Origin of the sequence: uncultured Algibacter sp. (assembly GCF_947490405.1) — a bacterium.
Classification (GTDB): Bacteria; Bacteroidota; Bacteroidia; order Flavobacteriales; family Flavobacteriaceae; genus Algibacter_B.
On the sequence record NZ_CANLGU010000001.1, the window covers coordinates 197812 to 223710 of the forward strand.

At 35.4% G+C, this 25899-nt stretch carries 14 protein-coding genes; 1 reads left to right on the forward strand and 13 read right to left on the reverse strand.

Annotated elements, in window-relative coordinates; translation table 11 throughout:
* Positions 1-2: 2 nt before the first annotated feature.
* Positions 3-1352 (forward strand): PAS domain-containing sensor histidine kinase, encoded by a 1350-nt coding sequence (locus tag Q0772_RS00745; RefSeq protein WP_298338818.1) that lies wholly within the window; start codon positions 3-5, stop codon positions 1350-1352.
* 10 nt (positions 1353-1362) lie between these two features.
* Here the strand turns inward: Q0772_RS00745 and Q0772_RS00750 are convergent, their stop codons facing one another.
* From Q0772_RS00750 to Q0772_RS00810, 13 genes are all read right to left on the reverse strand, one after another.
* Complete coding sequence (locus Q0772_RS00750; RefSeq protein ID WP_298338820.1) at positions 1363-2466, reverse strand: 6-bladed beta-propeller; 1104 nt, start codon at positions 2464-2466, stop codon at positions 1363-1365.
* 14 nt (positions 2467-2480) lie between these two features.
* Positions 2481-3944, reverse strand: a complete 1464-nt coding sequence (locus Q0772_RS00755; RefSeq protein ID WP_298338823.1) for a DUF1501 domain-containing protein — start codon at positions 3942-3944, stop codon at positions 2481-2483.
* An 11-nt stretch (positions 3945-3955) separates the two neighbouring features.
* Positions 3956-6790: a DUF1553 domain-containing protein gene (locus Q0772_RS00760; RefSeq protein WP_298338826.1), complete on the reverse strand. Its 2835-nt coding sequence runs from the start codon at positions 6788-6790 to the stop codon at positions 3956-3958.
* A gap of 77 nt (positions 6791-6867) precedes the next feature.
* Positions 6868-7920: an L-rhamnose/proton symporter RhaT gene (gene rhaT / locus Q0772_RS00765; protein WP_298338829.1), complete on the reverse strand. Its 1053-nt coding sequence runs from the start codon at positions 7918-7920 to the stop codon at positions 6868-6870.
* A 21-nt stretch (positions 7921-7941) separates the two neighbouring features.
* A complete protein-coding gene (locus tag Q0772_RS00770; RefSeq protein WP_298338832.1) occupies positions 7942-9336 on the reverse strand; it encodes a sulfatase in 1395 nt (464 codons plus the stop codon).
* Positions 9337-9398: 62 nt separating this feature from the next.
* Positions 9399-12884, reverse strand: coding sequence for a glycosyl hydrolase (locus Q0772_RS00775; protein WP_298338835.1), 3486 nt, complete (start codon positions 12882-12884; stop codon positions 9399-9401).
* 11 nt (positions 12885-12895) lie between these two features.
* Entirely contained in the window at positions 12896-14308 is a 1413-nt protein-coding gene (locus Q0772_RS00780) for an L-fucose/L-arabinose isomerase family protein (protein WP_298338838.1), read from the reverse strand.
* Positions 14309-14498: 190 nt separating this feature from the next.
* Entirely contained in the window at positions 14499-15221 is a 723-nt protein-coding gene (locus Q0772_RS00785; protein ID WP_298338841.1) for an SGNH/GDSL hydrolase family protein, read from the reverse strand.
* 17 nt (positions 15222-15238) lie between these two features.
* The gene (locus Q0772_RS00790) at positions 15239-18004 is read right to left on the reverse strand and encodes a glycoside hydrolase family 78 protein (protein ID WP_298338844.1); all 2766 of its coding nucleotides are present in this window, start codon (positions 18002-18004) and stop codon (positions 15239-15241) included.
* Between the two features lie 28 nt (positions 18005-18032).
* Positions 18033-21344: a glycosyl hydrolase gene (locus Q0772_RS00795; RefSeq protein ID WP_298338847.1), complete on the reverse strand. Its 3312-nt coding sequence runs from the start codon at positions 21342-21344 to the stop codon at positions 18033-18035.
* A gap of 42 nt (positions 21345-21386) precedes the next feature.
* A complete protein-coding gene (locus Q0772_RS00800; protein ID WP_298338850.1) occupies positions 21387-22904 on the reverse strand; it encodes an arylsulfatase in 1518 nt (505 codons plus the stop codon).
* 4 nt (positions 22905-22908) lie between these two features.
* Positions 22909-23070, reverse strand: coding sequence for a hypothetical protein (locus Q0772_RS00805; RefSeq protein WP_298338854.1), 162 nt, complete (start codon positions 23068-23070; stop codon positions 22909-22911).
* A 53-nt stretch (positions 23071-23123) separates the two neighbouring features.
* Positions 23124-25874 carry an alpha-L-rhamnosidase gene (locus Q0772_RS00810; protein ID WP_298338858.1) on the reverse strand — a complete coding sequence of 917 codons (2751 nt, stop codon included), beginning with the start codon at positions 25872-25874 and terminating at the stop codon, positions 23124-23126.
* Positions 25875-25899 lie beyond the last annotated feature (25 nt).

The following is a 25899-nucleotide window of genomic DNA, read 5'->3' on the forward strand; positions in this document are numbered from 1 at the left end:
AAATGCTATCTAAAAATTTATATTTAAAAATAATTTTAAGAGTACTATTGCTAGTATTGGTATGTGCTAGCGTAGTGTATTTTATTTTAAATGATATAAAAGGTATTGCTGTATTACTAGGAGTCGTATTAATTTTACAAATAATTTCACTTGTCAATTTTCTAAACAGCACCAACCGTAAACTCATGTTTTTCTTTAATGCTATAGAAAATTCAGATTCCACTATTAGCTTTTCAGAAAACACAAATAACTCGGTAACAAATCAATTAAATGCGCATTTAAATAAGGTTAATAGAATTATTCAAGATGAAAAATTGCATACCCAAGCCCAAGAGCAGTATTACCAAACTTTATTAGCATATACCAATGTTGGCTTATTATCTATTAATGCCAAAGGGCATATTTTGTTTGCCAACGAAAGTGCAAAAAAATTGTTGAATTGCGATGTGCTTACACATATTCAACAGCTAAAAAAAATAGATAACAGCGTCTATAATTTAGTTAGTAAACTACAACCTTTTAAGCAACAGGTAATTTCTATAACGAACGAACGTACAACAGTTGATTTAAAAATTGAATCTAAACCTATAGAAGTTAACAATGTGTCTCTTTTATTAGTTAGTATTCAAAATATTTATAGCGAATTAGACACTAAACAAGTCGATTCTTGGATGGGATTAATAAAGGTAATGAGCCATGAAATTATGAATGCTTTGGCGCCAATAACTTCTATTTCAGATAGTTTATCTAAGGTCATTAAAACTGATAATGGTAAAATTCAACTGAACCAATTAAAAGAAAGTGATTTAGAAAAAGTAAAAAAAGGATTGGCCGTAATACAAGAACAAAGTTTAGGTTTAACCGATTTTGTAACAGGATATCGTTCTTTAACAAAAATTCCTAAACCCGATAAAACACTTATAAAAGTGTCTGCATTATTCGAAAAAATAATCACGTTAGTAAGTAACGAAAAGGCACATAAAAAAATATCTCTCGAAACTCAAATTACACCAACTAATTTAGAGTTTTTCGCAGACGAAAATCAGATTATGCAGGTACTTGTTAATTTGATTAAAAATTCGATAGATTCATTACATCAGCATACAAATGGAGTTATTAAGCTAGAAGGCATAAAAACAATATCTGGCAATGTAGAAATACTTGTGAGCGATAATGGCTCAGGAATTTTAGAAGAAAACATCAATCAAATTTTTATTCCGTTTTTCACCACCAAAGAAAAGGGGACAGGTATTGGCTTAAGTCTTTCTAAGCACATTATGCAATTGCATCAAGGGCATTTAATGGTGAAATCTACACCTGATGTAGAAACTGTTTTTACATTGCTGTTTTAAAACAAGCCTTTTAGACTCTTTCAAGTTTAATAGGATACGCTTTATTTGCGTTCCATTGGCACACGTATAAATTTTCATCATTATCAACACACACATCGTGACAATGGCGAAAAATCGGTTTTTCTTGAACCATACGTTGTAGCTTTCCTTTTTTGTATTTTGGTTTTGTACCACCAGGGTTGGAAACTACTTTACCTTTATCATCCAAAATAGTAACGAAACCAGAACCTGGGCTTGTTTTTGTAGGATGAGTTTCCATACGCCTTGAAGCATCATAGTCAATTTCTGAAGACCAACATACACCTGAATACAAATTATCATTATGAATAACAGGGCGACAAACAAAGGCTCCAGGTAAGTCTATTTGCTCTATATACACGCCATCTAATGTAAAACGCTTAAAACAATTACTAGCTCTAGAGGTTATAAGCAATGTAGGTTCTCCTTTTCCTCTGTAATCTATACAAACACCATGTGCTGTTTGAAATTGGTTTTGCCCTGTCCCATTTCCTTCTCCAATTTTTCTAATAAACTCTCCGTCTTTTGTAAATTGAAGTATGTACTGCGACCCATAACCATCGGCTATGTAAATATCTCCATTAGGTCCAATGGCACTTTCGGTAGGTTTAAATTTATCCTTTTTATCGTAAGCTCCATATAGAGATGGGTGCCCTATAATCATTAATTCTTTTCCATCAGTTGTAGTTTTAATAAGTTCACCGCCTTTAGTATCAGCTATAAATAAAAAATCATCAGAGCCATCATTCCATAAAGATAATCCATGACCTCCTTTGTAACGCACTCCCCAAGCATCTAACAATTTACCTGATTTATCATATATTAAAACATTATTATGTGTGTCATCACCCACCATTATAAGCCTACCTTGAGAATCCATTACCATTTCATGACAATTCTTTACTGGGGTAATATCCCTATCTAAATCTCCCCAAGATTTATGTACTTTATATTTAAAATCGCCATGACCAATAATATCGTCATACATCTCTGGTTTAGATTTTAATATGTTAAAATGAGGCACAACTGCCAAACCTAAACTTGCTTTTGCTGTTGTATTTATAAACGTTCTACGATTCATATTAGACTTTGTCATAACGGAATTAAATTTTAAGCGATGTTTTCTTTTGATGATTTCATAGGATTCCCAAATAAATCTAATATGGGCTTTCCTTTACCATCTGGCGTTGTATAAAATGGTCTACCTTCTATTTCATAATGGGTTTCTGGATGAATACCTAAAGCATGATAAACAGATTGATGTACTTCATCTATTACTACTGGATTCTCTATTGATGAACAAGGCCTTTCGTCTGCAGTTTTACCATAAACTAATCCTTTTTTTACACCGCCTCCCCACATTAAAATAGAACTGCCGTCTGTGAAATGACGATGCATTCCATAGTGTTTTTCTTTTCTTATAATATCGGGTTGATTTACTTGATTTTTAACAAGTTCTCCAGGTCTACCCTCCATAATAGCATCTCGACTAAACTCACTTGCCAAAATAATAAGTGTTCTATCTAAATGACCTGTTTCGTCTAAATCTTTAACAAGTTGAGCTATAGGTCTATCTATAAGCGCTTTCATCTTTTTAAGTCTTGTGTGTCCATTTTCGTGAGTATCCCACCCCAAAAACGGTTCGTATTCTGTAGACACACTAATAAATCGACCTCCATTCATCGCTAATCGTTTTGCCAACAAACAACCTAACCCAAAGCGTCCTGTATTATAAGTATCATAAACTTCTTTTGGTTCTTCAGATAAATCAAAAACTTTGGCTTCTGGCGAATTCAATAAGCGATACGACTGTTCCATAGAACGCATTAAAGACTCACGCTGATAATCACTACCCTGCTCCATGACCTCGCTTTTATTGGCAAGTTCTTTATACAATCTATAACGTGCTTCAAAACGTTTAAGCGACATACCCTTTGGTGGACGTACACTTTCTAAACCACTTGAAGGGTCAGGAATTAAAAATGGACCATATTCTGTACCTAAAAATCCTGCAGAGTGAAATGCTTTGAGCTCTTCAGACTCCCCCATTGTAAAACGTTGCCCCATAGCAATAAAAGGAGGGATAACAGGATTCGCAGGTCCTAACTCCTTGGCTATCCACGACCCTATGTGCGGAGCTTGTACAGACTGTGGTGGTTCATAACAAGTGTGCCAATGATATTGATGACGTGTATGCAAAATATGTCCTAAATCTGCAGATTTATAGGAACGGATTATAGCTCCTTTATCCATTACACTTCCAATACCTTCTAATCCTTCAGAAAAATATAAATCATCAACTATAGTGGGTTTCTTAGGAAAAGTACTTAACACGCGCTTGCTTTCCACGCCTTTTTCAAAAGGTACATAAGCTTTAGGATCAAATGTCTCGGTATGCGCCATACCTCCAGCCATCCACAGTAAAATAACGGTATCTGCTGTAGATGCCATTTTTTGAACCTCAGGTGAACAAGAACTTAAAAAACTAAAACCTGGAATGGTAGTTGCTGCTGCCGATAAACTAGCAGCACTCATTTTTTTCAAAAAATCTCTACGTGACTTATTTACATCCATTTTTTTAATTTTTAATTAATAAATTGAAATTCTGGCGACATTAAAACCGCCCAAAACGCATCCTGCAATTGTTCTTGTTTAGGCACATTTCCTAAAACATTTAGCATCATTGTTTTTTCTTCATTTGAAGGTTGCCTATTCAATGCCTGTTCATATAAATCATCTACAATAGCACTACTATCCTCTCCATATTTTATTAACCACGATTGCGCACCTTCTTCTAAAATTCCGTTAAAAAATTCACCGTTTGTAAGTTCTAAAGCTTGCAATAATGTTGCTTGATCTTCTCTTGATGTGGTTACAATTTCTCTGCTAGGTCTTCCTAAAGCTTTCATAAACGGATGTTGTTTTACCAAACTAGCACGTGCAAATTTTTCGTTGTGTGGTTTAAATGTAAAATCAAGTAGTTGCCCCCAATTCTTAAAATTTCCGGTACTATAATTTCTAACTTTTTTCCATGAACTATCATCATACGCAACCGCAACCCAATCGCCTTCTGGTAAATCACGAGAACTCACCCAAGATTTATCGGATTTTAAGAGTATACTTTTTCCATTTTCATAGTCTAACTTTAAAGCAAATAATATTCCAGCTGGATTTGCAATAGTTCCTCCATTTTCACCTATAATTGCTATGGAGTTTTTTCCTGCTTTTAGATAACTTGTAACATCAACTTTATCAACGACTTTCCAATTTTTATTTTGTAATATTTTTTTTCCATTAAGATAAAGTACATAAGAATTATCAACCGAAATTAAAACCTCTCCTTTTTTAATAGTTTCTTTTGAAACATTAAACGATTTTCTAAAATACCTTTTACCAGGTTCAGGTAGTACTACTCTTCCCAACTCTTCTTCTAGGTGCCATATACGTATGGCTTTAATATCATCTCCGTTAGGGTTAAATGCTGCTTGTGGGTATAAAGGCGCAATAATTTGACTTACAGCGTCCGAAAATTGTTCAGCACTTAATCGGCGTGTTACAGGACCCTTAAAGACATACTTCGTTTTTAAATCTTCCGCTTTTTTATAATTGACCATGGGTAATTGATAGACTTTAGAGGTCATGATTCTCCTAATTAAATGCTTTAAATCTGAACCCGAATCTATAAAATCTGCTGATAACCAATCTAGTACCTCAGCGTCCCATGGCGCATTATCCATTTCATCTAAAGGCTCGACAATACCACGTCCCATTAATCGATCCCAAAACCTATTCGCAATGGTTCGGTAGAGTCTCCCATTATCTCTCTGCACCATCACCTCTGATAGTTTTAACAATCTATCCTTAACGGTTTCTCCTTCAACACTCCCTAATTCTGGATATAAAAAATTAGCCTTAGCCATTTTCCCTATGGGCTTATCACAGCGATTCAATTCCAATATGGAATCAGAAAATATAGTTGCAAAACCATAGGCTTGATCTAAAGTTAGATTACTAATAAAACTATTATGGCACGACGCACATTTTACATTAACACCCATTAAAGATTGCCCAATGTTTTGAGCTGCTTGCATCTCGGTTCTTTGACTAGCATTAACAACACCACGCCATTTTACACCCTTTATAAAACCTTCTGAACCTTTTATAGGGTTTACCAATTCAGTTACTATTTGGTCATAAGATTTATTTTTCATTAGCGAATTATACAGCCAATGTGTAATCTGTTTTTTTCCTCCTACGCTGTAGTAATCATTTCGTAACAAATCATTCCAAAAACTTAACCAATGTTGCGTGTAATTTTGATTATCATTTAGCAAAGTATCAACTAACGCTTCTCTTTTGTTTGGATTATTATCGTTTATAAAATTTTTAACTACGCTTGGTTCTGGTAATAACCCAACAGCATCCATGTAGGCACGTCTTATAAAAGCCCTATCGTCAATAACCTCTTGCCAATCAAGATTATTTTCATCAAAATAAATAGCTATTAATTTATCGACGGGATGTGTAATATCTTCAACCTTTGGTAATTCTGGCTTCACTAGGGCTAATGTTGCTTCTGGAAAAACTTTCACCGCTTTATCAGACCAATGTGCGCCTTCTTTAATCCATAGTTTTACAAGCGCTATCTCATCTGTAGTTAATAGTTTACCTTTTGTAGGCATTACCTTTTTATCATTAGCCGGAAGTATAATACGCTTGTAAATTTCACTTTCTTCTGGCTTACCTGGTACAACTGCCAGTCCACTTTTGCCTCCTTTAAAAACACCTCGTTTAGTTTCAAGCACTAACTCGCCTTTTTGCTTGTTTTCACTATGACATTGGTAACATTTATGAGCAAAAAGCCCCCTTACTTCTAAGTTTAATTTATCTTTTTGCAATTCTGATAAAGAATCTGCTCCTTTAAGTTCAGATAGTAATGCTCCCGATTCTTTATTACTATATCTCTCTTTACTACCTGGAAAAACAGATGTTAAATAATCTTCGCCATGAGTTAGGTTGGCACCTAAATGTCCTGCTATAGTAAGCAAAACTACTGTTGCAAAGAGCATAAACCGATATGCTTTTAAATTTACAATGGGGGTTTTTAGACTATTTTTTAAAATTATGGCTGTAACTATTGCTAATACTGCTGTTGCTATACCCGTGTATTGATGATTATCTACTAAATCGCCAGTATACGCTTCTTGAGTTTTTAAGAACCAACCAAAGAGTGCTGAAAATACTGCAAATCCTGCACCTATATAAATCATCCAATTAATACCTTCTCTAAGTCCTTTTCGTTTACCTCCTATAGTTAATATCTCTAGTAGTAATGCAACTACCAAGAGACCTATTGGAAAGTGTACCAATAGTGGATGTAAGCGTCCTAAAAATTGTAGTACCCAATTTGAAGTATCCATAAATTATTTAAATAAAATTATTTTTAAAATTAATTTTTATTTTGCTTTTTATTATCCTGTAGTATCAGGTTTAACTTCTATATAGAATTCCCTATTCCCACCAAAACAACAGATAATATAATCACTATAATTCCTGATGTTATTGTCCATTTGGTTTTTTTAGCAACACCATGCCACTCCTTACGATATACACCCCAAAGATTAGCCGTTAAAATAATGGTAGACATGTGTAAAATCCAAGAACTGGCACCATTGCCTAATTTGCTTTCTCCCATTCCGTAAAAGAAAAACTGTAAAAACCAGATAGTACCCGCTAAAGTAGAAAATAGTAAGTTTTTGGAAATTGGTGTTTCTTTATTTGTAAAGTCTTTATACGCCTTGTTCTTTATACTCAAATAGGTTGTCCATACTAAATTAGAAACTAAACCTCCCCAAAGAATCACTACAAAAGTGACGTTATTGGCAAATAAATGATCGTATCCTGCTGCCACAGCAGCATCTGCAAGCGGTTTTCCTCCCTCAATACCAAAGCTAAAAAAAGAACTTAAAATTCCCGAAAGTACAGCAACAATTAATCCTTTTACTAAATTAAACTCGCTTACGCTCTTTTTCTTTTCTTCTTCCGAGAGTTCTTTTTCTTTCAGCATACCTGCCTTTCCACAAAGAGCTATCCCTAACAAACAGACTAACACCCCCAACAATACCACTTGACCGCCTGTTGAAGATATCATATCTGTAAATGATATTTTACCGTCTTGTGGATTAAAATTATAGTAAATAGAAGGTACAACAGCCCCAAAAGCAGCACAAAACCCTAATACTACAGAATTCCCTAAAGACATGCCTAAATAACGTACACCTAATCCATAAGATAGTCCTCCAACACCCCAAAGTAATCCCATTAAAAAAGTAAATCCTAGAATAGCACTAGAACTCGATGCTATAATATCTACAAAACCTGGAACAGTTAAATAAGCAGCTATTGGTGGCACAATTAGCCAAGACATTACGCCTCCTACCATCCAGTAGGTTTCCCATGCCCAACCTTTTACTTTATTATATGGCATATAAAAGCTTCCTGCGGCTACCCCTCCTAATGAGTGAAATATGACTCCTAATAGTGCTTGCATAATGTTTTAATTTACTTTTTACTACTCTATTTTATTTATGTATTCTGGATTTTCAGTTTTTGGAATAGGCGCATTTGTATCTTCCCACCAAGTATTTAAAAGCGCTACCATTTCGGCAGCTTTTTCAGGATTTTTTTCTGAGAGATTACGTCTTTCTGCGATGTCTTCAGACAAATTATACAATTCAATAGCATTATCTTCAAAGTAATAATGTAATTTCCAATCTCCTTTTCTTACCACAGATCCTGGACGCGTTCTAAATAAAGGGTCGCGATTTTCGTTATCGTTTACGTTATATGCTTCTAAATAAACAGGGAAATGCCAAAACAGAGGTCGCTCAAAAACCTGTACATCTTCTTCTAAAACGGGTGCTAAATTATTTCCATCTAACTGAAGCGCACTGGCATCTACTCCCGCATATTTTAATACCGTTGGAAAAATATCTAAGTTAGTTATGGGAATTTCGCTCTTTGTGTTTGCCTTAATCTTATCTTTCAATACAAAGAAAAAAGGTTCTCTAATACCGCCTTCGTAATAGCTTCCTTTTCCTGCTCTAAGTGGTTTTTGTTTTGTTATGCCATACAAACCGCCATTGTCTGAAGTAAACACAATAAGCGTGTTATCAAAAAGGTTTCTTTCTTTTAATTTTCTGATAAGTAAGCCTATATTTCTGTCTAAATTATCTACCATAGAAGCATATTGTGGGTTACCTTGCCCTTTCCAAGGTGATTTTTTTTCGTATTTAGGTACAATACTATCTACTGCCATTATAGGAACATGCACTGCATAAGGCGAATAGTTCAAATAAAATGGTTTTTGAACGGTATCTACAAACTTTAAAGCATTTTCCATGACCAAATCAGTCAAATATTGACTATTGCCTTTTTCTATCTTCACATTTTTATAAGGTGGATAATAACTTTTAGGTAACCCATTGTGCCCTCCAGCAATATTTACATCAAATCCATATTCTAAGGGGTTATCACTTAAATGCCATTTTCCAGCATGACAAGTAACATATCCATTTTCATTTAAAACCTCAGGTAAAATATGATGTTCTGGTGATAAAGTATGCGTGTTTTTAATAGGGATTATTTTTCTATCTTCAGATTTACCTCGTGTTGAAGGGCTAACGGTGTAAACGCCGTGTCGCGGTGTCCACTGCCCTGTCATTAAACTGGCTCTACTTGGTGCACAGTTGGAAGCAGATGCGTAGCCATTTGTAAATACCATTCCTAAACTAGATAGGTAATCTATATTAGGAGTTTCATAATATTCGCTTCCCATAAAACCAACATCTTTCCACCCCATGTCATCAACATTTATAATAATAATATTGGGTATGGTTGTGTTTTGCTTGGTTTTGCAAGCTACACATATTAGTAACACTAAACTTAAGAGTATTATTCGCATCATATTTTAATTTTGTTAGCTAATTTAAAGCTTAAATTAACTTCAATAAACTTTGTTTTAATTTTCTATAACTTCTTGACTTTTGAAACACTAATTTTAACAGGACCTATTAAACCAGATGGCAAAAGTTCTGAGTTTTTATTATAATGTTTAAACGCAGCTAAAGTTACACGTTCTGTTGGTCTATTGCTATTGTTTAAAAGCCACTTGGGCCATTCTTTTATATTTGGTCCTTTTCTTTCGTAATCTAGCTTCATCAGCTCGTCGCCAATTAATCTATTTGGCCAAAGGTTAGTAATTTTTACTTCAAGTGTGTTGGTACCCTTTAAAATTGCATCATCAAGATTGATTCTATATGGGGTTTTCCATAAAATTCCAAGGTTTTCTCCATTAAGAATCACTTCAGCAATTACCTTAACATTACTTAAATCTAATTCTAAAGAATAACGCGATTTTATAAGTTTTGTAGGGATTTGAAACTCTTTTTTATAGCTAGCTGTCCCCGAAAAATAACGAATATCTTCTTCTAAAGCATCCGACCAAGAAATCAATTGATTAAATTTAGTTTCTAAAGTATCTTTGTTTATTAGCGGGAAGCTTACTTGCCAATCATTAGATAAATCAATAGGCTCAGGTATTGATTTTACTTTTAAAGTTTTGGTTTTTCCGTTTGACGATTCGTATTTTATTTCTCCAGCAAAGGGTGTAACCAAATTCACTTTATCATCTTCAAATACTAATTTTGGTCCTGATGTTGTTTGAGTAAATTTTAATATCCCTCCATTGGAAACAGTAACCATTTTCTCTTCATTATTAATTGTGTAAATAACACGTAGGGCTTTCTTTGTCTTAATCTCTTTTCCTTCAAGCAAACCGTCATTTACTGGAATTTCATATACATCTGAAGCAACCATTGATTTTACTTTTTCAGTTACATCAAAAACTGGTTTATTTGGTGGGATGCCATCAACACCTCTAGCAAATTTTCCAAAGACAGCTTTTAAGACCGTTAATTTCCCGCTGTTTGTAGCCTCTATTTCTAACCATTCTCTTTCCATGGCATTTTTTTCGAAGACCTCTTCTCCTATTGTATATTGAATGCGTAATTCTTTTTTGTAACCAGGTGCCGGATCACCTATAGAAAGTTCTCTCGTAGCGTGTATATTCAATCCATTATTTTGAATCCTGTTTGCAACTACCTCCGTGACATCAACCAAGCCATCAGGTAAAAATGTTCCATATTCTGCTTTGATAATTTTCAAGTTTGAAAGGGGCTTTACTTCTGGATTTTTCAACTTCATTTCAGCATTTACAATATGTTGATCTGAATATGTCAGATTTCTAAAAACCACAAAAACAGAACCTTCTGGTTCAAACGCTACCGATACTGTTGTAGTACCATCATCATTTTTATGCCATATTGTAGCCTTAGTTATTTCTCCGGTTTCAGCATTCCAAAGCTCAGGTTGTTTTCCTGATACTCTAAAACGACAGGCTAACTCTCGACTTTCTTTCTTAGAATTTACTACAAAATAAATGTCCGTATCTTCTGTTTTTCTGTGAATAAAATCAATAGATTCACGGTGTCCTTCTTCAATAGAAAAATCTGGAGGCAATGTGCCGTTTTTTAAAACATCTAAAATCGAGTTATCTTTAATAATACCAGAATTCCATAAATTATCAGCTAACTCAACAACCTTTTCATCGCAAGTAGGATACTTTTCAAGACTTGGCGATTTTTTTGGTTTTGAACCACTAATTTGTGCTCCTAAATTGGCTAGTTCTTTAATCTTAGTAAGTGTTTCTGGTGTCATCCATTCGATTGAAGGCAATACCAAAGCCTTGTATTTTTCTCCAACTGTGGTGTAAATAAGACCGTCTTTTACCGTTAACGAATGTATTTTGTTTGACCCAATCACATCATAATCATAGCCTAATGCTTTTAGTTCTGGCATTAAAAGCGCATCATTTGGAGATGCTTCTCCTGTAAAAACCAAGACATCGGCTACCGAGGTGCCTTGCTGTAGTAAAAACTGACCTCTACTAATATAATTTACAAAAGGTTTGCTCTGATTCCACCACGTATTTAAACGGTTAAAATCTGTTCCAAAAACCTGTAAAGTCAATCCAGGTCCAACATTCCAAGGTTGGTGTACATAACAGTGAAAAACAAAACGATTGATTCCTTGCGCCCAGGCCAAGTCGCCCATGGCTTTTAGTGTACCTGGATGTTGGTTCCAGCCTCCCATACCAGTAAAAGATTCTGCTTCGGCAATTGGGCTTCCATTTAATTTGGCAATCGAAGCAACAAATTTTGGCGAGTCAAAAAAGGCCAAACTACCACTCCAAAATTCAGACATTACCACATCTGCAGTTGCACCAACTTGCATGCTATCAAATGGTCCCCAATAGGGTTCTGTAGAAAATTGCATGCCGTTTTTATGGCAAAGTTCACCGAAATAACCGTAATAATTCTTAGCAATTAAATCTCCAATAGTGCGTCTAAAATCCCAAAGAAAACGTTCCGTTTCTTCACCGTTTTCTATATAGTAACCGGCTAATGCAGGTAAATATGCTTTACAGTTGTAAGAACGAAGGTTTTTAAATTCTTCAGCGAAATTTGCTGTCCAGTTTGTAGTACCTACCTCGTAGCTATCAATATGGCATCTTGTAACAGCAGTACCTATTAAAGTATCTAATTTTTTAATAATGGGTTGGATGCCACCTTGCCAAAAAACATCAACCGCTTTTTTATTCATTTTATCGCATTCTAAACCACGTCCGCCATCACTCGGAAAACGATTTTTTTCACCAGTTGGTGTATATCCAATTCGTAAAATAGTCCATTCGCCTTTAGGTGCTTGCCATTTTAAAACCCCATCTTTCGAAAGCTTTGTTGTCAAATCGATAATTTCTGCTTTTTTAACTATTGCCAAATCAGAAACATTCTTATTATCAGGTGTTAGGTGGTTTCTAACTTTATGCGAAAGTATTTTTGTATCTAATTCGCCAATTCGTTGGTCGTTTTTAGGTTTAGGAAAAGCAAGAATGGCGATGTCTCTATAATAATTTAAGTGTGTTTTAGGTTGAGGTAGTTTAGCATTAAATGTGTTATTTCCGGTATGTGAGGTTTCAGAAAAAACCAGTTCTTGCATGGCATATTCTGGGGTGATTGATGGCCCTCCCGTTGACGACCAACCGGCACCATTATGAAAACTTAATTCGAGTTTTAACCGTTTGGCCTCCGAAGCAGCAAAATGAAATAAATCTAGCCATGCCGTACTTAAATAATCAGCAAAACCTTTCGGGTTTCCTAAATTCACATTAAAAATCAGAGCACCCTGAATGCCTACGTTTTTCATAGCTTCTAGGTCGGCTGTTATACCTTCTTTTGTAACGTTTCCGTTTATCCAAAACCACATAGTACGTGGTTTCGCAGATGCTGGCGGATTCTGAAAATTTTGTTCTAAGGGTGTATTTTGGGCAGTTAAACCTGGCACAAATAAATTCAGAAATAATCCTATAAACAGCATTTTATATAGTATTTTCATCCTTTTTATCTTTAACAGATTCTAACTACTTTCAAGTTTAACACTTTACCTAACTTATCAATTTTATTCGCAATATGCCCTACACCAATAGCACAATGGTGAGATGGACCTTGTTTAGACCACTCATTCATAAAAGTTCTTGCTCCTATTGAAAAACGGTAACGACTATTGGTGTTCCCTATTTGTAATATTGGCCCTTTTTCCGATTCTCCTTCGGCAACTAACAGAAACACGTCATCTTTACCTTCAACAACAGACAACAAAGTTACTGGCCCGTGTTTCACAGTCATTTGAATTGACAAGCCTTTTCCTGGTTTTCCATGATATACTGGCAAAGGTACTAATTGTACATTACCTTCTGCAATGGCAAAATGTGCAGGCCCATCGTGACCTAGCATCACAATGTCATCATTAAAATCCATGGCATAAAACTCCGAAAACGAACCACCTACTCCAAAGGCATCCATAATTTTCATAGCTTGGGCATTTTTCACTTCATATTCTCCTGCAACCGGTACATTTTTTCCTGTTAATAAGGTGTTTCCTGCTATGACAGAAGTTACAATATTTTCATATTCGTTTCCTGATTCGCCTTCATAATAATAGGCTAAAGAACCTAAATCGTGGCTTTTAACCAATTTATCTAAAGCTATTGATGTTTTTGCTGCGCGTACCAATTCTTCTTCTTCACAAGTATCAATCACTTCAAAGGCATTTTGGAATTCAGCTATTTTTTCACCAACCTCGTCATTTGTAACAGCATCTCTGTACTTTTTTACTTCACACATTTCGACAATTTCTATATGCGTTCCAAAAGCTGAAGATTGTTTTGTTAAATCGGAATATACGTCTAACATACCTGCATAATAATGTCCTAAAACACCGAGTCTATTATTTTGCATTATCGAAGCGACTTTTGTAGCATCTATCCAATCTTGAATTTCATCCCAAACGACTTGCTCATCTAAATAACCTGTTACAAATTCGTAATCTATTCCTGCACGATTAAACACATTTGCAAATTCTGGTACCGAACAGGCTTGACAATGCGCCAACCACTCTCCAGTCATTTTACCACGATCTCCTAATGCATTAAAGCTTTCGTAATCTATAGCTGCAACAGGTTGTATATTTAAAATAACTATTGGACATTTTACTTTTTGTACTACAGGTAATACTGTAGATGATAAGGCATACGTAGAGATATATAAAAACAAGATATCTACATCTTCTGTTTTTAGCACCTGAGCTTTTTCTCTTGCAACCACAGGGGAATCTACCAAACCAACATTGACAACCTCAGCACCAAAACTTTCCATTTTAGTTGCTATTTGTTGTTGATAACCTTCTAACCGTTCTAATAATCCTTCAAATTGCGGCCAATAGGTATCTAACCCGATACCAAATAATCCTACTTTTATCATTATTTTATATTTTTTTAAATCAAATCTATACTCTAACCATGCCATGGAGCTTTTGAATATTCACCCGCAGTAATAGTTCGCCGTAGCTTTGTATCCTCTAGGTTTAAGTTCTAGATTACTTTTAGTTTCTCTTTATTATGGATGTCTGAACTTCACCTTTTTCTTTACTAAAAACACCACCCTTTTAAATCTATTTAAAATGCTTCATAATTTCTTTAGTGATCAACTCATGTCCTTTTTCATTAGGATGATTTACTTGTGCCATATACTTTTTAAGTTTTTTCTTTTTAGAATATAAAAACTCAAAAGCCTTATAACTATCAACTAACTCTATATTATAAGTATCAGCTAGTTTTCTTATTTGATTAGCGTGTTGCCATAGTTTATTTTCAGGATTACTATAATCAACCCTACTATCAGGTGAGGGTGTTAATAAAATAACAAGAATGTCATTCTTTAAAGCACTTTCTATCATGTATTCCCAAGCTCGTTTTGCCTTTTTTAATCCTATCTTTCGGTCATTTAAGCCATAATCTATAAATAGAATATCAGGGTTAAGATTTAAAACTTCATTTTTAAACCTTTCGGCTCCTTTTACAGAGTTTTCTCCTCCAATTGCAGTAATAATAGAATTTACAACGGCATGGGGGTATTTTTCTTTAATTTTCCTTAAAACCTGATACGGATAAGAAGACAAGGTATTAACTACAGGTGTTTTAAAATACCCTGAAGGCACACTATGTCCGTGAAAAACAATATTTATAGTTCTATTATTTGGCCACTTTACATTAAGTTCTTTCTTAATTTCCAATAAATAATCTTGATCTTTTTTACTTTCGATTTCTACAACCTGAGCAAAACCAAATCCATAAAAAAGAAACATCAAACAAAATATGATATGATTTCTAAGCATTTTAAAAGATGTATTTTTTAATAATTCGTTTCAAATGAATATGTTCCTGAGTTTACCTGAAAAACAAAAGCTTTATTTGTTTTCCTTAGTAATTTTATATCTGAATTACTCTCAAATTCTACTCCGTTTACCTTAATGCTTTCTTGTGTATTTCCTGGCACAAAAACTTGAGCAGTTGTATTTGGAGGTACTACTATATCTAAATTAAACTGCTTGTCGACTATTTTCCAACTTGAACTTACTTTGCCATAAGGCGAATTATAAGTAGCAGCTGCAGATGTTAAAGGGCCGCCTGGAATAGGAGCAATTTCTATTTCTTTGTAGCCCACTTTAATAGGTTTAATACCCGCAATACGTTCGTACATCCAACGACCAATAGCTCCGTAAGCATAATGGTTGAAAGAATTCATACCGCCTTTGTTAAAACCATCTTTATGGGTGTAACTATTCCAACGTTCCCACATAGTGGTTGCCCCTTGATTTATGGAATAGAACCACGATGGGTAGGTTTCTTTAAACAAAATTTCATACATCAAGTCGGTCTCGCCTATTTTATCAAGTACTAAAGGCAATAAAGGTGTACCTAAAAAACCGGTACGCAAATGGTTATCGGTTAGTTTTATTTGTTCCAATAAATGAGGTACTGCTTTTTGCGCTAATTCTTCATCCAATAAATCGAACGCTAAGGCTAATAAATAAGCGGTTTGAGTTTCAGGACCTTCAATAATGCGTCCTTGAGTATCGAAAAAACTATTTTGAAATACATCACGAATAGCATAGAATAAAAGCTCATATTCTTTGGCTTCAGACTCAAATCCTAGCACTCTTGCAGCTTGAGCAGTTAGGTAAGCAGAGTGCGCATAATGAGCTGTGATAATTAGCTTATTTGAGGTTACACCAAATCGCTCATCTCTTTTATGTGTTGAATAGGGTTGTAACCAATCGCCGTGGGTAAACATTTTAACAATATGATCTTTGGCATTTGACTGATAAAATCCTACCCATTTTTTCATACTTGCATAGTTTTCCTCCAAAACACCTACATCACCAGTACGTTGGTAAGTTTCCCAAGGGACAATAGTGATTACATCGCTCCAACCAGCACCAGCTTTAAGCTTACCTCCTAAAGAAGGTACCATTACAGGCACCGCACCATCTTCATCTTGATCGTTTCGTACACTTTGCAACCAACTCATCCAAAAGGAATGCACATCACCTAAAAAAAACGAGGTGGGTGCAATGACCTGAGCATCTCCTGTCCAGCCTGCTCTTTCATCACGTTGCGGACAATCGGTTGGTATATCAAGTGTATTACCTCTTAAACCCCAAATAATATTACTTTGTAGTTGATTTAGTTTTTCGTGTGACGAGTTAAACTCAACATTCAAATCATAATTAGAATGCTGCACAACACCTGTTACCCATGATTTATCTGGTGTGGCATTTGCATCAAAACCACTTAACTCTACATATCTAAAACCGTGAAACGTAAATGTTGGTTGATATTCAATTTGTCCATCTTCTTTAGCGGTATAATAATCGGTTGAAACTGCACCTCGGTAATTTTTAGTATACATACGTCCATCTTGCTGAAGCATTTCGGCAAAACGTATTTTTAAAGTTCCATCTTTATCCATTGGCACTTTAATACGAGGCACACCCACCATGTTTTGCCCCATATCAAAAATTACCACACCTTTGTCAATCTCTGTAATAGCAATTGGAGCTAACTCTTCTACAGATTTAACTGTATTGTGTCGCTTAGGTGTCAAACTAATTTGTGCATCTATATCTTCAGCAACCACCTTTTGCCAACTTGTAGCATCAAATGATGTTAACGACCAAGATTTTTGTTCTTTCCGTTCATCATATTGCTCTCCATCATAAATTCCAGCATAAACAATTGCTCCCTCTTGGGTAGCTTTCCAACTTTCATCAGTAATAAAGGTTTTAACATCGCCATTGGTATATTTTACTTCAAGTTGACACATTACTTTGGGCGAAACTTTTGGATAGCCTCTAAGCATTAATCGACCTGCATACCAGCCCTCAGCTAAGGAAATTCCAATGGCATTAGAACCATCTTGCAAATGGTCTATTACATCATAAGTTAAGGTTTCAATGCGTTTATTGTAAGGGGTCCAACCTGGAGCCATTACATCTTCGCCAACCTTTTTGCCATTGATTTCAGCTTCAAAAAGTCCCTTTGCCGTAATGTACAATCTAGCAGATTCAATTTTAGAGTCAAGAGTAAACTCATTTCGCAAGTACTGTACTTTATAAGAGGTTTTATTCGTCTTTGGCGACTTTGCTTTATCTACTTTTGGCAAGCTAATCCATTTAGCTTGCCAATCGGAGTTATGAAGTAATCCTAACTCAAAGTTGGCTACCTCACTCCAAGCTGAAGCCTTTTTATCTTGATCCCAAAACTTTAGCTGCCAATACACTTTTTGTCGCGAAGAGAGTTTTTTTCCTTTGTATTTGACAAATAGAGTTTGTTCACTTTCCACTTTTCCGCTTTCCCATAAATCAGCATTATTTGGTAGTAGTTCAGGTTTAGAAGCCACTACAATCGAATAAGCTGTTTGCTTTTTGATGTTTTTATCTTGTGGTAGTTTCCATGAAAAAGAAGGTGTAGCATCGTAAAAACCTATTGGATTTTTAAATTGTTCACTTACTACCAACTCGTGCGGTGGAATAGTATTTTGAACTGAAGAACACGAAACCAAAAATAGTATCGTCAGTATGACTGTTGCCAATCTATTGCTCGAAATTATGTACATGTTATTTTATATTTGTATGTATTATTTATTATTGTTTAGTCGTTTCAATACTTACTGGACCTAACAATCCTGAAGGCTGTAATTTTGATTTCGGTTTGATATCATCAATAACTAACCAAGTATATTTTTCATTTTCTGGACGTTGTTTGTCTTTTATCAATTGGTTTCTCCATAAATTAACCACTTCTATTTCCAATTTATTTTCTCCTCTTTTTAGTGCTTTTGAAATGTTTAAACGATAAGGTGCTATCCAAAGCCCTCCCAAATCTTTTCCATTTAATTTTACCTTAGCCATCACAGAAAGCTTTCCTAAATTCAAATAAAACGCTTTATTTTTAGGGAGTTTATCTATTGTAAAAGTGGTTGTATACGTTGCTGTACCAGAATAATATTTAATTTGCTCGTTTTCTGATGTAGACCAATCCTCTAAAGTATTAAAAACGATTGGTTCTTTAGGACCGATTTCCTTATTTGAGAAATCTACTGAAAACGGATTTTTCAATTCGCTTATTGTTTCAAATGCAGGAAAATTTTCTGTATTTATTGGTTTTTCCAATAACTTATTGTCTCTAGCAAACACAATAAACCAACTCTGAGCCGCTTTTAATTGTAAAGGTATTTTTACTCCCGTTTTCGTGATTTCAAACTCTGGTAATGCTCTGATTTCTCCACTAACAGCATCCCAAAGTTGTGGTTTCAAATCTTTACGCACTCTAAAAACTGGAGATAATTCTATGGTTTCATCACTTTGATTTGTGATAAAATAAATATCCATTTCTGGCGTAGTTCTATGTGTCCATAACACAGGTGTATCTTCAGAAACTTTAACATCTTCTGCTAATTTTAGCTTTTCAAAGACTTCAGATAATTCGTAACCGTCTAACACTTTACCTTTACCGAATGCTTTATCCATTTTACCTTGGTTGTAGGTTCCACTCCATATTTTGTTGGCTATGGTTTTAACGATTTCGTCGCTTTCTGGATAATTTTGTAAACTCGGAGATTTTTCAGGTTTTTGTCCTAAAATGACTCCTCCTTGTTGCACCAACTCTTCTATCTTTTTTAGTAATTCCGGTCGCATGGTTTTAAAAGGTGGTAAAACCATAACTTTATAAGACATACCATCTGGTAACACAAAACGTCCATCTTTTACAGACAATCTGTTTAGAATTACTTCGGCATTGATATAGTCATACGAATAGCCTTTTGGAATTTCAGGAACACGACCGCCCGTCATTATTGGCGTGTCTTCTCCAATAAAATAGCACACATCTGCTACATATTTACCTTGTTGTAACAAATGTTGGCAACGTCTTAAATAATCAAAATAAGTATCAGCTTGACTAAACCATGTGTTATGGCGATTGAATTCTGTACCAAACCAAGCATTCATTCCTGGCTTACGATTATCGTCTGGTTGGTGAATGTATAAGTGCAAGACAAAATGATTGACACCTTCTGTTAACGACCAATCGCCTCGTTTTTTTAACATGGCTGGGTGCCTAAGGTATGTTTTTCGAGAAGATGTAAATGCTTCTGCAGAAGTGATAGGTTTTCCATATGTATGAGATGTTGATGAAGAGGCTTTACATTCTATATTACCCAATGTACCTTCGTTCCAAAACTCTCCAGATATCAAATCCGATTGTCCACCATACATCATAAACTCCCCAGGAAAACCCCAATGTCCATAGTTTTCTAACCAAGTTTTCAAATTATGTTTGTTACTTGCTTTTTTTAAGGCTCCGACATATTCATACGCTACATCATCAGCAATAGAGCGACGTAAATCCCAAAGAAAACGTTCTGATTCTTCTACACTTCCCACAATTCGCCCCGACAAAACTGGTAAATATTTTACAGGATTGTAGGCATATTTTTCTTGAAATTTTACTTCATAATTGTCTGTCCAGTTTTGAGAACCCATTTCGTAACTATCTGCAATAACATATTTGAAAGCAGACTTACTTTCTTCTGGAATACGTTTTAACAATTCTCCCACGAAATTATCAAAATGATATTGGACAAGCTTGCTATTCATTTTATCAATTTCATACCCTACACCTTGAGGTGCAGCTGGTGCATTTTTAGTTCCTGTAGGTGACATTCCCATTCGTAAAACAATCCAATTTCCTTTGGGTGCATTCCAGTTCAAATTCCCATTTTTATCAATTTTATTACTTATATCAATAACATCATCAGGATGTACACTTAAGTTTTTAGACGTTAATTCATCTTGTTTACTAAATACATAAGAATTCCAATTTGGCAATGGTGTTGGATGCATTTTACCTAATTGTTTTTCTATATATTTATCTAAAATTGGAGCTTCAGAAATAGTTATTTCTGCAAAACCGAATGTTTTTTTACGAGAACTAAACTGACTACATTTTAATTTAAATTGCTGTGCTTTAACATCTGGTAACGTTGTTGCATAAGCCCCTTTTAAAATTGGCCCTACATTGGGAGTCATTTTAGAACGATCGAAAGTAAATTTTTTGATTACTTGCTCTTTTCCGTCAACAACTGCAGATACTTCTATTTGACATTTAAATTCTTGACTTGGTACTATTGAAATGGAACGCGCTTTAATTGATTCATCTAAATTGAAAGTTATCTCTAAAGCTTGCTTTCCTTGAACTTTAAAACGAGTGTCTGATTCTGTGTTTCCATCAATTAGTACTTTTACATCTAAATCATTCCAATTGGCAGTTACTTTGGTTGGAATGAATTGTGTACTTTTTTGTTCTGTCTCAGATGCTTTAAAAGCTAAAGTATGTGTGTCTTGAAATTTTTCGTTTGGCTGTTTTAATTTAACGTTCACTAATTTACCTCCTTCAACTTTCGTTTCACTAAAGGTTAAATAGCGCATTGCTTTTTCAGAATCTACCCAAGGTCCACCACTCTGACTCCAACCTGGACAATTAAAAACGCCTATATCTACACCAATTCGTTTTCCTTCTACAACCGCATGCACCATGTGCGACCACCACTCTTCACTTAACATAGGTACTTTTCCGTCTTTACGAGCTGGGTTTATATTACCAATTAAGGCGCCTCCAATTCCCGCTTTTTTCATCGCTTCTAAATCTTTGGTAATCCCTTCTTTAGAAATATCATCATTAATCCAATACCAATAGCACCATACTGTATTGTCTTCGGTTGGATTTATGAACCCTATTTTTATATCCTCGAATGGTTCTTTTATTTCACTTTTCTTTTTAGAACTTGTGCAAGAAAACAGAAAGGCTATCAGCATAATTACTGTTAATCCTGTCCCTAATTTTGAAACCTTTTCATTCATATTATTTACAATTTTCGATGTATTATTTCGAGTCATTTTATCTATAACTAAAGTGAAATATTGTTAAGTTTGGACAAGTTATTCTTTTACTTTTATTACTTGTTGATATGTCTCCATTAACTCTTTTAGCTTCTCTGGATGAGATTTAACTAGGCTGTGTTGCTGCCCTATATCGGTGTTTAAATTGTATAATTGAGAAACAGAATCGCAACCCGTCTCTATATTCTTGTTAGTCTTTATTGGATCCACTTCAGGATAAGGTGGAATATATACCCAGTCACCTTTTCGAAAAGCCAACTTGCTATTTGCTTCGATTACAAGATTTTCTCTTCCTTGATTAGATTTACCAAGTAGCACATCTAACATGTCCTTACTGTCAGTTTCTGGTAACGATATATCAACTAGCTTAGCAAAAGAGCTTATAAAATCAATCTGACAAACTAATGCATCAGAAACTTTGGGTTTAATTTTACCTTTCCAATAAGTAAAAAGTGGCACACGTGTACCTGCATCAAACAAACTAAACTTCCCACCTCGTAGAACTCCAGCAGGTTTATGTTTACCTATCTTTTCAACAGCATCATCAAAGTATCCATCATTTAATGCAGGTCCATTATCACTAGAAAACACAATTAATGTATTTTCCAAAATGCCTGCTGTTTCCAGAGCCTTTACAAACTCTCCAATACACCAATCGGCTTCTAAAATAGCGTCACCACGGGGGCCCATACCAGATTTACCAACAAAACGAGGGTTAGGTGTGCGTGGAACATGAGGCTGTTGCAAAGCATAGTATAGAAAAAAAGGTTTGTCTTTATGAGCTTTGACATACTGCGTTGCTTTATTCAGAAAAAAATCGGCCATATCTACATCACTCCAATGGGCGCTTTTCCCTCCTTTCATAAAACCAATACGAGGAATCCCATTCACAATACTATTATTGTGACCATGATGCCACTTCATTTTGGTAAGCTCTGGGTTATCTTTTCCGGTGGGTTCTCCTTCAAAATTCTTCTCGTAACTAACATAAATAGGGTCATTTTTATCCAGATTCAAGCCATAACCATTTTCGATATAAATAGTAGGAACCCTGTCTTGAGTAGCAGCCAGTATTACCGAATAATCAAAACCAACCTGATTAGGTCCAGGGTTTATTTCTTTGTTCCAATCTAAGTTTCCATTGCCTAAGCCCAAATGCCATTTTCCAACAATGCCCGTATGATAACCTGCTTTTTTAAATATTCTTGGTAAAGTGGCTTTAGCAGTATCTATAATTAGTGGTGCCGAACCTGATAATATCTTAGCGCCTTGATTACGCCATGGATATTCCCCTGTAAGCAAGGCATAACGACTTGGTGTACAAGTGGCAGATGTTGCATAACCTTGTGTAAATCGCACACCGCCATTGGCTAGCTTATCTATATTAGGTGTATTAATCTCTGTGGCACCATATGCACTAAGGTCTCCATATCCTAAATCATCTAAATATATTATTACAATATTTGGTTTTGTAATTGCTTCAGGTTCTGTTTTAGACTTACAGGAATACAATAATACCAATAACGCACTTATTACTATTTTTAACTTAGGATTCATTTTTTTAATTTTTAAATACAGTAACCCGCTTTTCAAATTCAACAGTAACATCTGCTGCAAAACCTGATTTTACAATCTTGTAGTTTCTTGAATGTTTACAAGACCAAAGCATCAAACTAAAGATTGATGATAACATTAATAGTTTTGCTTTTTTGTTTAAAAACATGTGTCTGTATTTTATTTTTTATTTCTAATATTCAATTTTACTTCTATACTTCTTCAGTGGGCATTTTTACAAATAAACTCATATACACCACTTTGTAAATTGTTTATATTAATCTTTTTGTCTTTAATTATTACCTCTATTTTTTTTCCGTTCATGGTAACATGAGGTACTTTAGTAAATGCAGGCAAAACAACATTTGCTGTTGTATTTGGGGGTATTTCTATGTGATATATAAAAGCGTTGCCTCTAAACTTCCAGCTCGACACAATTTTACCGTAATTGGATTGGTAATCTGCAGCTGCTGCAGTGAGTGTTTTATGAGGTAACGGCGCAAAACGTATTTTTTTATAGCCTGCTTCCAAAGGTGCGATTCCCGCAGTACGTTCGTACAACCACTGCCCAATAGATCCATAGGCATAGTGGTTAAAAGATAACGCTCTATTGGCAAACCCCTTATCGTGGGTGTAGCCATCCCATCGTTCCCACATAGTGGTAGCACCTTGGTTAATGCTGTAAAACCAAGAAGGATAGGTTTCTTTGAATACAATATCATAAAGCAAATCGGTTTGTCCATATTGATCTAAAACTGAAGCCAATAAGGGTGTACCAATAAAGCCCGTACGTAAGTGGTTTTGTGTGGCTTCAATTTCTTTTACTAAATGGTTTACAGCTTTAGTTGCCGTTTTTGGAGTTAATAAATTAAAACCAAGTGCTAAAAGATAACCTGTTTGCGTTGGGGTATACGGTGCTTTTATTTGGCCGTTACTGTTAAAATATTCTTTTTCGAAAGCTTGGGTGATAGAACCGAGCAATTCGCGATAGTAATTCGCGTCGTCTTCTAACCCTAAAATTGCAGCACTTTGCATGGTTAGCTGCACCGAATAAGCATAAAAAGCAGTTGATATGAGTGTGTTTGGGGTATCGCCTCTTCTATCGTCTTTTTGTTGTGAGTAAGGTTGTAACCAATCACCGACTGTAGACATGTGGCTGATGTTATTTGTTGCTTCGGAAATGTGGTAGCTACACCAACGCTTCATCATTTGGTAGTTGTCTTTTAACACGCCTACATTACCTGTTCTGTAATACAACTCCCAAGGCACTATGGTGCAAGCGTCTGACCATCCTGCCTGTGCAAAGTTTCCTGTAAAATTAGGAACAACCACAGGAACGCCTCCATTTGAAAATTGTTCTTCGCGCATGCTGCTAAGCCATGCTGACCAAAACGCATGTGAGTCTGATAAAAACAGTGCTGTAGGTATAAAAACTTGAGCGTCGCCCGTCCATCCCAAACGTTCACTTCGCTGCGGACAATCTAAAGGGATATCGAAAAAATTGCCGCGTAACCCCCATTGGATGTTGCTATGCAACTGGTTTAATTTATCGTGTGATGTGCTAAAATTACCCGACATCTCAAAATCGGAATATTGCACAATGCCTGTTACCCATGATTTTTGAGGTACTGCTGTTGTTGATAATCCGCTTAATTCAACGTAACGAAAGCCGTGAAACGTAAATTGGGGTTGCCATGACACTATAGTGTCTTTATTGGCAATATAATAGTCTATTGCTTTAGCAGAACCCAAATTTTTCGTAAACAATTTGCCTTGGGCATCTAACATTTCGCCATGCCTTAGCTTGACCGTATCTCCTGCTTTCACTGGAATTTGCAATCGCACAACTCCTACCATATTTTGACCAAGATCGAACAAAACTTTACCCTTGTGTTGTTTGGTTATTTTAATTGGTTGCAGTTCCATTTTATTTTTAATAACTGCGTGTTTTTTTGGAGATAAGTGGGTTTTGGGATTGATAGTTTCGGTTGCTACAGTTTCCCAGGCACTATCATCAAAACTAGGAGTACTCCAGTCAGGGATTTCAAAGTTGGCATCATAGACTTCACCATCGTATAAACCAGATGTTCTTAGAGCGCCTTTTCGGGTGGCTTTCCAATTGCTATCGGTTACGATGGTTTGCAAATGCCCTTTGGTATTTTCAATTTCTAATTGGCAAATGGCTTGTGGTGGTGCTATTACAGTATCCCACCGCCTACGTGGGCCAAATCGTCCTGAATGCCAGCCTTCTGCCAAAATAATTCCTATGGAATTCCCCCCTTTTTTTAATACCTCTGTTACATCATAGGTTAGTGTTTCTATACGTTTACGATAGGGCGTCCAACCTGGTGTTAAAACATCTTTAGTAATTTTTTTACCATTAATGTAGGGTTTAAAAACGCCTTTGGAAGTAATGTGTAAACGTGCTTTTTTAATATCGGAATCTATGTTGAATGCTTTTCTTAAATATTGCGGTCTAAACAAGCGTGTGCCGTATCTTGTAGTATCCCATACTTTAGGATCTGGAATTTTCACCCATTGCGCTTTCCAATCGGTATTGGATAATAATCCCATTTCTATAGTTGCTACCTCACTCCACTCAGATGGTTTTTGATTATCGTCCCAATACTGCACTTGCCAGTATACCTTTTGTTTTGATTGTAATGGTGTACCTTTATATTTTACAAAAACGGATTGATTAGAAACTACTTTTCCTGAACTCCAAACATCGGGGTGGTCTGGTAGTAATTCGGATTTGGATGCTACTACAATAGTATAGGCGATTTGTGTTTTGTGATGTGCATTTTGTGCTAATTTCCACGAAAATGTTGGTATGCTATCGTAAAAACCGATAGGATTTTTAAACCCTTCGGAAACTGTTAGCCCTGTTGGAGTTGGTTGTTTCGTAGCGGTTTCTTTTGAACTGCAACTAAATACTAAACTTATAATTGACACTAAAAAGAGCCTATACATTTCTATCTGTTTGTTATGTGTTGGT